12 protein-coding genes and 3 tRNA genes are annotated in these 12,123 nt (G+C 50.0%); 6 read left to right on the forward strand and 9 right to left on the reverse strand.

Going from position 1 to position 12,123, the window contains the following annotated elements; all coding sequences use genetic code 11:
• Positions 1 to 126: 126 nt before the first annotated feature.
• The 5 genes from rfbD to FZ040_RS04135 all read right to left on the reverse strand — a co-directional run bounded on the left by rfbD (position 127) and on the right by FZ040_RS04135 (position 4,630).
• On the reverse strand, positions 127 to 975 hold the full coding sequence (gene rfbD, locus FZ040_RS04115) for a dTDP-4-dehydrorhamnose reductase (protein ID WP_149170846.1): 849 nt from the start codon (positions 973 to 975) through the stop codon (positions 127 to 129).
• Between the two features lie 75 nt (positions 976 to 1,050).
• Positions 1,051 to 2,502: a sensor histidine kinase gene (locus FZ040_RS04120; RefSeq protein WP_439653903.1), complete on the reverse strand. Its 1,452-nt coding sequence runs from the start codon at positions 2,500 to 2,502 to the stop codon at positions 1,051 to 1,053.
• Complete coding sequence (locus tag FZ040_RS04125) at positions 2,486 to 3,178, reverse strand: response regulator transcription factor (RefSeq protein WP_149170847.1); 693 nt, start codon at positions 3,176 to 3,178, stop codon at positions 2,486 to 2,488. The genes FZ040_RS04120 and FZ040_RS04125 overlap by 17 nt, the downstream gene beginning before the upstream one ends.
• Before the next feature lie 152 nt (positions 3,179 to 3,330).
• On the reverse strand, positions 3,331 to 3,726 hold the full coding sequence (locus FZ040_RS04130; protein WP_149170848.1) for a thioesterase family protein: 396 nt from the start codon (positions 3,724 to 3,726) through the stop codon (positions 3,331 to 3,333).
• Position 3,727: 1 nt separating this feature from the next.
• Positions 3,728 to 4,630 (reverse strand): LysR family transcriptional regulator, encoded by a 903-nt coding sequence (locus FZ040_RS04135; RefSeq protein ID WP_149170849.1) that lies wholly within the window; start codon positions 4,628 to 4,630, stop codon positions 3,728 to 3,730.
• 310 nt (positions 4,631 to 4,940) lie between these two features.
• Here FZ040_RS04135 and dhaL point away from each other — a divergent pair, with 310 nt between their 5' ends.
• From dhaL to FZ040_RS04165, 6 genes are all read left to right on the forward strand, one after another.
• The gene (dhaL, locus tag FZ040_RS04140) at positions 4,941 to 5,564 is read left to right on the forward strand and encodes a dihydroxyacetone kinase subunit DhaL (protein WP_149170850.1); all 624 of its coding nucleotides are present in this window, start codon (positions 4,941 to 4,943) and stop codon (positions 5,562 to 5,564) included.
• Between the two features lie 119 nt (positions 5,565 to 5,683).
• Positions 5,684 to 7,144 (forward strand): glutamate--tRNA ligase, encoded by a 1,461-nt coding sequence (gene gltX, locus FZ040_RS04145; RefSeq protein WP_149170851.1) that lies wholly within the window; start codon positions 5,684 to 5,686, stop codon positions 7,142 to 7,144.
• A 24-nt stretch (positions 7,145 to 7,168) separates the two neighbouring features.
• Positions 7,169 to 7,243: transfer RNA gene (locus FZ040_RS04150), tRNA-Glu, on the forward strand.
• Between the two features lie 5 nt (positions 7,244 to 7,248).
• A tRNA-Glu gene (locus FZ040_RS04155) sits at positions 7,249 to 7,323 on the forward strand.
• 3 nt (positions 7,324 to 7,326) lie between these two features.
• A tRNA-Glu gene (locus tag FZ040_RS04160) sits at positions 7,327 to 7,401 on the forward strand.
• Positions 7,402 to 7,527: 126 nt separating this feature from the next.
• Positions 7,528 to 8,286, forward strand: a complete 759-nt coding sequence (locus FZ040_RS04165) for a sulfite exporter TauE/SafE family protein (RefSeq protein WP_149170852.1) — start codon at positions 7,528 to 7,530, stop codon at positions 8,284 to 8,286.
• Between the two features lie 86 nt (positions 8,287 to 8,372).
• Here FZ040_RS04165 and FZ040_RS04170 read toward each other — a convergent pair whose 3' ends face one another.
• The 4 genes from FZ040_RS04170 to FZ040_RS04185 form a co-directional block, all read right to left on the reverse strand.
• Positions 8,373 to 9,089 carry a zinc-ribbon domain-containing protein gene (locus FZ040_RS04170; RefSeq protein WP_187620241.1) on the reverse strand — a complete coding sequence of 239 codons (717 nt, stop codon included), beginning with the start codon at positions 9,087 to 9,089 and terminating at the stop codon, positions 8,373 to 8,375.
• Positions 9,090 to 9,293: 204 nt separating this feature from the next.
• On the reverse strand, positions 9,294 to 10,247 hold the full coding sequence (locus tag FZ040_RS04175) for a serine hydrolase (protein WP_149170854.1): 954 nt from the start codon (positions 10,245 to 10,247) through the stop codon (positions 9,294 to 9,296).
• Positions 10,248 to 10,259: 12 nt separating this feature from the next.
• The gene (locus FZ040_RS04180; protein WP_149170855.1) at positions 10,260 to 11,030 is read right to left on the reverse strand and encodes a zinc ribbon domain-containing protein; all 771 of its coding nucleotides are present in this window, start codon (positions 11,028 to 11,030) and stop codon (positions 10,260 to 10,262) included.
• A gap of 143 nt (positions 11,031 to 11,173) precedes the next feature.
• The gene (locus FZ040_RS04185) at positions 11,174 to 12,037 is read right to left on the reverse strand and encodes an LPP20 family lipoprotein (RefSeq protein ID WP_255448743.1); all 864 of its coding nucleotides are present in this window, start codon (positions 12,035 to 12,037) and stop codon (positions 11,174 to 11,176) included.
• Positions 12,038 to 12,123: the final 86 nt, after the last annotated feature.

Genomic DNA, 12,123 nt, shown 5'->3' on the forward strand with positions numbered 1-12,123 from the left:
CTAAACTTTACAAACTTGCAACATATTTTAGTAAAAATGTTTTTCTCCGGTGAACCATTCGCAACAGGTGTAAGCACGCAAGTATATTTTTATAAAATGTTTACATGTAGTAGACAATCCTATTGTTTAGTTTTCTTTTATCTCTTTTAGATAGCGTTTTACGGCATCCTGCCACTTGGGGAGGCGTTTGAAGCCCGCTTTTTCCAGGCAATCCTTACTCAGACGGGAATTTTTCGGCCGCACAGCTTTGGTTGGATAGGCCGACGAAGGTACTGGCGTAACCTTAACGTCCTTCCCCGCCTGACGGAAGGTTTCCGCCGCCAGCTCCGCCCAAGAGCACACGCCTTCATTGGTAGCATGATACATACCATATTTATCACTTTGCACCATATCGGCCAGCAAGACAGCCAAATCACGCGTATAAGTCGGAGAACCAATCTGGTCATTGACAACGGTTAATTCCTTATGCGTCTCCGCCAGTTTTAACATCGTACGGATGAAGTTTTTGCCATTGATACCAAACACCCAGGAAATGCGGACGATAAAATATTTCTCCAGTAATTCCAGCACCGCTTCTTCGCCATGAAGTTTCGACCGGCCATAAGCATTGCAAGGATCTTTTATATCATCCGGCTCATAATACGCCTCACCTACCCCCGGGAATACGTAATCCGTACTGATGTAGAGCATTTTGCAATCCAGGTCACGGCAAATCATTGCCAGCTGCCGTGTCCCCTCTGCATTGATGGCCTCACAGATTTCCGGTTCATCCTCCGCCTTGTCCACCGCGGTATACGCCGCACAATGAATGACTGCATCGGGACGATACGCTTCCATATAGTTTTGCATCCCCACCGGATCTGTCAGTGAAAAGTCACGGCTCGATACCCCTCGGACCTCGATCCCGCGCTTTTCCAGCTCACGAACGCAGTCATACCCCAATTGACCGGTCACACCGGTAACCAAAACCTTCATTCGAATACATCCTTTCCTCTCTTGATTCCTATACACAAATATGTCTCTCCTGTATTCAGGAGAGACATATTATTATTACCCTTCCACCAAAGGTATTTTCAAAATTATCTTAGTGCCTTTGCCGAGGTCACTATCCATCGATATCTCGATTCCATGCTGTTCACAAATCCAGCTGGCAATCGAAAGGCCAAGACCGGTGCCACTCACACCGCCCTCTGCCTTCGTACGCGAAGCATCGACACGGTAGAACCGCTCAAAGACCTTCTGCTGGTCTTCTTTGGCTATACCGATACCATTATCGGCCAATTCCAGCTGGATAAAACCACCTTCGGGCAAGCGATGCGAGCTAGCCGTGATACGGCCGCCCTTTGGCGTATATTTCGTACTGTTCTCCAGGAATATGCGTATCATCTGACGCATGGTAACCTGGTCAGCAAAAATAACGCCCTGAGCATTTTCCAGCAATTCGACTGTATGGGTTTTCGTCACGAGCTTCATCTTGCGCATGACATCTTCTACAAGTTCCGAAAGCTCAATCCGTTCCTTATGAAGAACCTGTCGTTTCTGATCCGCCCGGGCCAGGAACAGCAATTTTTCAATGAGCTGCTGCATATCCTCCGCCTCCGAGCGGATGGAAGAGATGCCTTCATCGAGAATCTCTTCATCCTGCCGCCCCCAGCGCGAGAGCAGATCCGAATACCCCAAAATAACCGTAACCGGCGTCCGAAGCTCATGGGAAGCATCCGACACGAAACGCTGCTGCTGTTTAAAGCCCGCTTCTAATCGCTCAAGCATATGATTGAACGTCTCCGCCAGCTCCGACAGCTCATCATGAGCAGGTGGCACCGAAATACGGCGGTCCATCTTCTCGACCTCAATCTTGCGCGCCGTGGCGGTCATTTCCCGGATTGGCAAAAGTATCCGCTTGCTGACGAAATAGCCCGCCAAGAGAGCCAGCACAAACCCCAGTATCGTCATGAGGAACAAGATTTTCTGCAAAGTCTCCAAAAAATGCTTTTCGGCCGTAATCGTCTTGAAAAAATGCAGCTGATAAACCTGCCCCTGATACTCCACATCCATCTTTGCATGATAAATCGTCATGTTGCGTACTTCCGCAACCTGCATATCCCGATTCGCCCAAAACGGCGGATTTTTCAGGGTATTTTCTTCGATGCGGCGGATGGATGGATAATGGGCATCATTTTCGTACACCGTCCGGCCGGACAAATCCGTTATGCGCAGTACAACACCGGGCATAATGAGGTCATCCCGCCAAAAATCATCTCCCATGGGGCGCCCTTGGTGCATGCGCTCCAGCACATGGTTCATGCTAATCTCAATCTCCACTTCTGCCTGATGGTAGAAGGAGAAATAGACGCCCAAACCTGTCAATACACTGGTCAGAATAAGGACCAGCAGTAAGACTGACGCATAAAAGCAGGTAATCTTTGTCGATATCTGCGCATAGCGCAACCGGTTAAACATCATCATCGGATGACGAATCCAAGCCTTACTCCTTGATCGCATAACCTACGCCTCGAACCGTAAAGATATACTTCTCATCGAAATGATCATCAATTTTCGCGCGCAGGTAACGGATATAGACATCGACAACGTTCGTGTCCCCTGTATAATCATATCCCCATACTTCCTGCAGGATCTGATCGCGGGTCAGGACATTGCGCTTATTGCGAAGCAAGTATTCCAACAGCGAGTATTCCTTCTTGGTCAGCTGAACTTCCTCGCCCTTAACCCGAACCTCGTAGCGGCTTGGGTACATGACAAGGTCACGAACCTGAAGTTTCTCGCCCTCGTTGTCAACATCCCGGCCATCGGCACGGGGTTTGCGCAGGGCATTGCGGACGCGGGCCAGCAGTTCCTGAATGGCAAACGGCTTCGTCATATAGTCATCAGCACCAATGTCAAGACCGTTGACCTTATCTTCAACATCATCACGAGCCGTCAGCATAATGATAGGAATATCGGAAATCTCACGCACCTTGCGGCAAATCGTCATACCATCCATATCCGGCAGCATGAGATCCAAGAGAACTAAATCATAATCCTCCTGGGCTATTCGCTCAAAAGCATGCAGGCCGTTATCCTCAGTAGCTGTCTCATATCCCTCATGCTCCAGCTCAATCTGAAGGAAACGGGCTATTCGCCGTTCGTCTTCAACAATAAAAATACGTGGATTTCCCATAGTTATATCCCTCCGAATATTAGTAATCCCTTTGGATTGCATAATTTTTCTAATAAACTATATTACTATGATATAACGAAAGGCGGGGAAATTAAACCCCCGCCCTTCATTTCTAATTCAAATATAACCCGGAAAAACGCTGCCCCTAGGCGTCATCGTTTGGAATCCGCCTTCGCGGTGAATTTATCCCGTTGCACGGCAAAGCGCTCATGCGTACCGCTTCCGATTTCTTCCCGTTCATCAAACGCGCGGACGGCGAACGTCACCTTGCGGCCATCAACGGCCGTAACTTCGGCCTCAGCCCGGACCTTGAGTCCAATTGGCGTTGGTGCCTTATGCGCAACATTTAAGGAGATTCCCACCGTTGTCCAGCCTTCCGGCAGCAGCGGCTCCAACGCCTCTGCCGCAGCTTTTTCCATCAGGCAGGTCATTGCCGGCGTTGCATAAACCGGCAGCGTGCCGCTCCCCATCGTCACCGCCGTATTCTCTTCGGTCACCATTTCCGCAACCGAATTTTTTAGACCTTCCGTTATTTCCGTCAGTTCCATTTCAGCCTCGGCCTCCTTCTGTGCCTTCACTCAAATACATTTCCCGGAACAGATTGATGAGATGCTCACTGGAAGAGGAAAGCGTACGATTCTTGAGCCAGGCTACCACCGTATGCGTACTCATTTCCGGTTCTATCAGTTTCTTATAAATAAGGTTGCCATCCGTCAGCAGATTCTTGGAGGAAATCGGCACCAGCGCCATCCCCATGTCCATCTTCGCCAGCAGCAAATCCTGCACGATACTGTCACTGACACAAACGACATTCGGCTCAAAGCCAAGCTTATGGCAATTGGACACGAAAACCGACTGCCACCGCAGTGGGATAATAATAGGAACGTCTTTTAACTCTTCCATGCGAACCGTGTCTTTGGCCTCGCCAATCTCATCGTTCTTGTTCATGATGAGCACAAAGGGTTCATTGGGCAGTACGATGGACTCATAGACCTTGGAATCCACCTGGGTACGCGTTACCCCGATTTCGATAACGCGATTGTCCAAGAGTTCCAGGATTCGCGACCCCTCGGCTTCCCAAATCTGATAAGTAACATTCGGATAACGGGAATGGAACTCTGTAATGAGTTCCGGCAACAGCATAGCACCCGATGAAGTAATCGTACCTATGCGAACCGAACCAGCTACCCCTGATCCGATTTCCGTAATCTCACGGACGGTTCCATCCACCATTCCCAGGATGTGCTCAACTCTTGCATACATAACCCGTCCGGCATCCGTCAGACGGATGCGGCGGCTTCCGCGCTCAAAAAGCTGTACACCAAGAGCTGTTTCCAGGCGCTTCATCTGCCGGGACAGAGCCGGCTGCGCAATGTCAAGGCGCTGTGCGGCATGGCTGATATTGCCTTCCTCAACGATTGCGTAGAACGCCCTCATATCCTTGATTTCCATATTAACCCTCTTTCAATCTATAACGTAATACACATAGTTGCTATACAAAACCTTATTGCTATTATACTTTTTCAGCCAGAAATAGGCAAACTATTTCACACTTTTTTATAGCAAAAAGCTGCTGGCGGCCAAATCCCTATGTAAAGATGTAACTCTTATCCCATATTTCTGTCAATTCACACTTGTGCTTTAGATTAACCATGCTATAATATTATGGTATAATATTTCAATCATGTCTATTGCCTCCACGCAATAGATTTATTTAATTAATCCCCAAATTTACCCCAATTTTTAGAAAAGGAGATTTCGAATGACAAGAATCAAAGATGCATTGGATGCCGTTGCAGCAGCCGTAATTGCCCAAAAGGATTATCTTACTTCGCTGGATGCCAAAATTGGCGATGGTGATCACGGCTTAAACATGGCACGCGGCTTCCGCGCAGCTCAGGAAGCTGTCGAGGAAATGGATGATACCACGCTGCCGGGTCCCGTACTCAAAACGATTGGCAAAGCCCTGATTCAGAATGTCGGCGGCGCTGCCGGCCCGCTCTACGGTGCTGGATTCGTAAGCGCTGGTGAAGCTTGTGACGGAGACACCCACATGAACGTCGCCAGCATCGAAAAACTGCTCAGTGCTGCCATCGCCGCTATTCAGAAACGCGGCCGCGCTGCCCAGGGCGACAAAACCATGCTGGATACGTTGATTCCGGTCCGCGACTGCTTCCTGCCGGAAAATGCTCAGGACAAGCCGTTGTTTGAAGTCCTTCAGGACGCATCCCGAGCAGCCGGCGAAGGCGTCAACTACACGAAAACCATCGCCGCCCGCAAAGGACGTGCCAGTCTGGTAGGCGAGCGCAGCATCGGCATCGAAGATCCGGGCGCTGTAAGCTCGATGGTTATGTACCGCGCACTTTATCAGTTCTTGAAGAACTGACCATTTCTACGGCCTTCCGCAGCGGAAGGCTTTTTATTTGCCCGTATCTTAGGAATGTAGTATACTTTTAGAAGAAATTTTGACACATTCTTTATCTACTTATATAGGAGGAAAATAAATTGACTGAACAGAGAGTCCGCACCCGTTTTGCCCCGAGCCCGACGGGTTACATGCACATTGGCAACCTGCGCACTGCCCTTTACGGCTACCTTTATGCCAAGGCACAGAAAGGTGATTTCATCCTGCGCATCGAGGATACGGACCGTACCCGTTATGTTGCGGATGCAGTCGACTTCATCAACCGCACGCTCGAACTGGCGAAAATCGTTCCTGACGAAGGCCCGGACATCGGCGGTGACTGCGGCCCGTATATCCAGAGTGAGCGCATGGATATCTACAAAAAATATGCTGAGGAACTCGTTGCCTCCGGCCATGCTTACTACTGCTTCTGCGACCCGGACGAGGACCACTCTGTTGGCCAGTTTGGCGGCTACGACCGCACCTGCCGCGACCTGCCGCAGGAAGTAATCGACGAGCATCTGAAAAACGGCGACCCGTACGTCATCCGCCAGAAAATGCCGCTTTCCGGCGAGACGACATTCTTCGATGTCCTGCACGGCAACATCACTATCCCGAATGAAGAGCTGGAAGATCAGGTTCTCTTAAAGCGTGACGGTATGCCGACTTACAACTTCGCCAACGTCATCGATGATCATCTGATGGGCATCACTCATATCATGCGCGGCGCTGAATTCATCACTTCCACGCCGAAATACAACCTCTTGTATCAGGCTTATGGCTGGGAAACGCCGACCTTCATTCACCTGGCACCGGTTATGGGCAAAAACGAGGATGGCTCGGTATCCAAGCTCTCGAAGCGCCATGGTGCTACGTCCTTTGATGATTTGGTAAACATGGGCTACCTGCCGGAAGCCATCGTCAACTACGTTGCCCTGCTCGGCTGGAACCCGAAAACCACCAACCAGGAAATCTTCTCCATGGACGAGCTCATCGCCCATTTCAGCCTGGAAGGTCTCTCCAAATCCCCGGCAGTCTTCGACTATGACAAACTCGGCTGGATTAACGGCGAATACTTCAAAGCTATGGACGACGCTGTTTTCGCGAAAAAGGCACACGACTTCGCTGGCAGCCTGCCGGATTATCTCGAGGCAAACTGGGAAAGCCTCGCCGCACTCTTAAAAACGCGCCTCACCCGCTTTGGCGAAATTGCTGACGAAATCAGCTTCCTGATTGACATGCCAGCCTTCGACGCCGAGCTCTATGTCAACAAACGCAACAAAGTTACGGTGGAAAAAGCCGTCGAACTGCTGCCGACTCTCATCGAACTCATTGAAAAGGTTGACGAGTCCGAATGGAACAACGACAGCCTTTACGCAAAGCTGGAAGCCTTTATCGAAGAAAAAGAACTCAAGAAGGGCCTCGTCATGTGGGTACTCCGCATCGCAGTTGCCGGTCAGAAAGTAACACCGGGCGGTGCTACGGAACTGCTCGCCCTGTTAGGCAAGAAAATTTCTCTGGAAAGATTGAAAAAAAGTCTTGCAAATTTGCAGAACCTGTAATATAATTAATCAAGTCAGTTACGTGGCACCTTCGTCAAGTGGTTAAGACACCGGCCTCTCACGCCGGGTTCATGGGTTCGAATCCCATAGGTGTCACCAATATCGGCGCCTTCGTCAAGTGGTTAAGACACCGGCCTCTCACGCCGGGTTCATGGGTTCGAATCCCATAGGCGTCACCAATCGGCACCTTCGTCAAGTGGTTAAGACACCGGCCTCTCACGCCGGGTTCATGGGTTCGAATCCCATAGGTGTCACCAGGAAATTACAAGCCAGGATTTATATCCTGGCTTTTTTGTTGCCCATTATCTCATTTGACAATTCCCGGCAAACTCCTATAATGGAGGGTAACACTTTAACCATATAGAAAGGCTGTGACTCCTCTCATGTTATTCTTCTCTATGCTGCTGCTCGGTACCCTGATTGGCTTTGTCGGGGCCGGCGGAGCTGGTGTCACCATCACGCTGCTCACTGTCGGATTTCACGTTCCGATTCACACGGCACTGGCCGTTGCCTTAGCGTCCATGGTATTTACGATGCTCTCCGGCACCATCAGCCACTTCCGCCAAAAAGAGGTCGTCGTAAAAACCGGCGCCATCATCGGCTTTGGCGGCATCAGCGGTGCTTTCCTCGGCGCCAATGTCTCCAATCTCATGCCCGCTGATTTTCTTAGTGACATCACTGGTCTTATGCTGTTCTCCAGTGCTGTGATTCTCTATATCAAGCTTTACCATGACAAATGGCTTGCCGCCCACACGCCCATGCGCACGGAACTCCTAACTGGACGAAAGCTTTGGATTTATGGCCTGTTGACTGGTCTCATCACCGGTTTTCTGTCCGGTGCCTTCGGCATTGGTGCCGCTGCCTACATCCAGCTGGCACTGATGGTAATCTTCGGCGTGCCGCTGCTGCAAACCATCGGCACCTGCATGATGATTATCCTGCCGATTTCAGCCGCTGGCGGACTCGGCTATCTCTTCAACGACCGCCTGGACTTTATGATTTTCATCCAGACGCTGGCCGGCCTTATGATTGGCGCCTGGTTCGGCGCCAAGGGAACGCATCTGGCGCCGCTCCCGCTTTTAAAAGCCGCCATCGTTGCCCTCCCAGCTGTCGGCAGCATCATTATGATACTTTTCCATTAAAAACAGCCCCTAATCCGTTAAACTTACTAACGGATTGGGGGCTGTTTGCCTCAACCACAATGCAACATTGCCTTAGAATTACGGCATCATAATTCCCGTCCATGATTCCAATTGCTGTATTTTACTTTGCCACTGGGGAATTTGTGCGTAAAGCGCCCATGATGACGGCCACGTTCAAACGTCCCGTGATCCACCTGAATCACTTTGCCATTTTTATACCAGGTGAGCACGCCCGAGCCATTGGCATAGCGGTAATTGCCATCGGTCACATAGTCGCCGCTCCAGACAATCCATTCCCCCTCTGCCGGTTCTGGATTCCAAAGCCATACCCCCGTAGTCGTATCCTGAATCCAATGCCAATTGGGTTTATCTTCCGCTGCCTTGGGTGCTTCCTCTTTCTTTTCCTTCTGCTTGTCTTCAATAACGGCATCCTTCTTCGAAGTATCTGTTTTATCCTTACTGTCTTCACGATTCACCTTGTGCGACGACGACGCCGGGGTAATGTTTTGCGGGTCCATAATCTGCGTATAAAGGTAATAGCCAATTCCGCCAAACACCAGCAAGCCCAATATTACAGACAACAGCAATATAATTATCTTTTTGCTCGAGTCATCCTCAGGCGGCTGCATGCCCGTTCCATAGGACGCCCTCCAGCCAACATTATTTTGCGGCGGTACCTGTGTTGTTTGTTGCGGATTTCCCATAGTATTTACCGGTCCCTGCGCCACCGGAGCCCCGCACTTTTCGCAGAACTTTACGTTCCCATTTAGCACAGCACCGCATTTTGTACAATACTTTGCCATTTCTATTTCCTCACTATCCCATAAACGTTTCTCGCCAATCACTGTCTGCATATATTTGCTAATTTCGGTACAGTATCATCAGAATCCTGCCAATCCGCCGGATATAAAGCTAGAAAATACTCTTCTCTCAAAGGATACTTTGCCAACAAATAAACCATAGCAGCAATAACTGCCGCTATGGTTATACTCCCATATTTCAAATTTTTACTGATGGAATGCTAAGTCTACCGTTTTGGCCATATTGCGCATGGTCGAAAGCGTGTTGCCACGGCCGCGGCTGTCGGTGCTCATGATGCAAAGCACGTAGCTGTCATTTGCGTCATAAACAATCCCCGCATCGTGATAAACACCGGACAATTCGCCAGTCTTATGTGCAATCCTGGCTTGTGGCAGGGCCTGCGGAAAACATTCCGTATCCGTCTGGCCGAACAAAATGGAAATCATCTCACTGTCAGCCGCTTCGCCGACCAGCTTATGTTCCCGCAATAAACGGAAGAACCGGCCTGCATCGGCCGCCGTGGTAAAATTATCCTTTCCAGCGCGAAGCGCTTCATAATCCATCATCTTGCGCTGGAGAATCGAATCATGGAAGCCGTGTTCCTTCATGAAATGATGAATTCGTTCAAGGCCAATCGCGTCCATCAATACATTGGTAGCCGTATTGTCACTTTCGGTTATCATCAATTCCAACAGCTTGCGCACCGTATAGACCGGGGCGCCGCTCTGGCCATTTATGACGCCGGCTCCGCCTACCATATCCAACGGATGGACGGTAACCTGCTGATTAAGGTCCAACTGCCCCTGTTCTGCTAGTTCATACGCCGTTCCGAGGATAAAAATCTTGATGATACTGGCCGATGACTGCGGATCCTTGCCCATTACCAGCGGTTCATCCCACTGCGGAAAAAAGACATAAACCTGATACTTGGCCGAATCTTTTTCCATCAGCTGCCGCAAGGAAGCGGCGAGCGCCAACCGCTGTTCCCTGCCAGCCGGCTGCTCGGCTTCTTTCACTTCCCCTGCGACAATTGTATTGCTGGCAGGTTCTGGTACTTCCTGCGTTTTTTTATTTTCCCCCAACAGCCCGCAGCCTGCAGCCGAAACCATACAAACTGCCAGCAGCAAACATACTGCCAGCAGGATTTTGACCTTTCTCATTCGCTGCCTCACTTATTTATAGGTTGCGTTAAAGGTAGAATTGGCTGCATCAAACGCGTAGGAAGCCTTCGTTCCCTGCTGGAATCCTAACGAATAGTCGCCACCGTTCTGATTATCCACGATGCCTTTATAAAGTCCATGTGCGCGGTCAATCTCAAGCGAGAACAAGTTCATCAGCGCTTCTTTCTTGGCATTGTCGGCGGCATTCATACCGTTCAAACGATCCTTGGCACTATTGGCACGATCGATAATCGCCTTGGCATCATTCTTCAAGCCATCATATCCACGGAAACTGGAATGATTGCTCAGATGCGAATTGATGCGGTTGGCCAGCTCACCGATTGCTGTATCAATCGAATCTTTTTCGCGTACCAGCTCATCAAGATTTGCCCCTGCTGGTGCCGCTGCCGGCTTTTCTTTTTCTGCCCCGCTCGAATTTTCGGGAGCCTGCTTTTCAATTTTGGAATACGTTGCCTGACTGTCATTAGCCGTATTCGAATACAAATAATAGCCGACAAGTCCACCTAAAAGCACCACCACCAAAACAAGCAGCCCGATAATCATCGGATTATCGCTCTGTGATTTCGCCGGAGCCTGATAAGGTGGCTGATATTGCTGCTGATACGGCTGCTGATACGGCTGCTGAATCGGCTGCTGAATCGGACGCTGTGGCTGTACTGGCACCTGCTGCGGTTGCGTATCCGCAATCTGTGCCCCGCATTTCGTGCAGAATTTACTGGTAGGATTCAACGGTGCTCCACATTTTTTACAAAAATTTGCCATAGCAAATCCTCCTTCGTTTTTTACTGAGTCGATACTATTATACGATATATCTTCCCAAAATCCTGCACAAAAGTGAAAATTACCTGAATAAGAAAACGGGAAAGCCCGCAGGCTTTCCCGTTGCAATTATTTATTTCATTTTCTTAACGAAGGAAGACAACATTCGTTTTATCCAGGAAATGGCTTGCACCATTTTCAATCAGGACACGATTGGCATCTGCCGTCGAGAGTACCGGGCAGGAATTATGTTTCATAAGCGAAACGGCCCGGACGATAAGCGGATTCGAACCAGCACGGCGGGCCTGATCCATGTCTTTCGCATAGCCAGCCATACCGTTTTCTACAACCTTATCGTAGTCAAGATTCTTATACCCGTAAATCGGCTGACCATTGTCGTTGTAGACAGCCGGGCTCATAACCGGATTCAGGTCCAGCCCGCGGCAGTCAACGATGAGGCCCGTAAAGCCACCAATTGCACGGCCTGCCGGAGCCGAAGCTGCCGAAGACCCTTTAGAGGATTCTGCCGAACCAGTCGTCAGTATCGGCGAAGGAGCAACCGAAGCAACCGGCGATGGGAACGCTTCGATGCGGTCCGGACGTCCCATGACGGCACCGGCAATCGAGCGGACACCGAACATCGGCACTTCCATAATAACCTCATAGCTGTCACCAACAACGCGCTCCGATACGATTCTTGCGCCGTTTACTACGGCACTGACATGCGTGCGGACGACATCGCTCGATACGGCAGCCATTTCAACCGTCGTGTCGGCATCGACACTGACGCCAGCAACAGCTTCTGCCATCTGACGGTAGCCATCTGCGATAGCTGCCCGGCGGGCCATCAGCCGTGCCAATCCCGGCGTACGCGCATTGGCCGGTGCAACACCATAACCGGCAACGCGGACTACGCTGTCGTTCCAGTCAATCGTACTGGTGGTAGCAGCCAGCGCTGATGCCATAGAAAACACCATAATCGATAACACGGCAACTACGGTTGCCATCATCCTTGATATCCTTCTCATTTTTCTCCCCTCATTTCTTCTTTAGCAATGAAGATATTATCCTTCCTACAAATATATTATACATATAC

It is taken from the genome of Pseudoselenomonas ruminis (genome assembly GCF_008271295.1).
GTDB classification, from domain to species: Bacteria; Bacillota; Negativicutes; order Selenomonadales; family Selenomonadaceae; genus Selenomonas_A; species Selenomonas_A ruminis.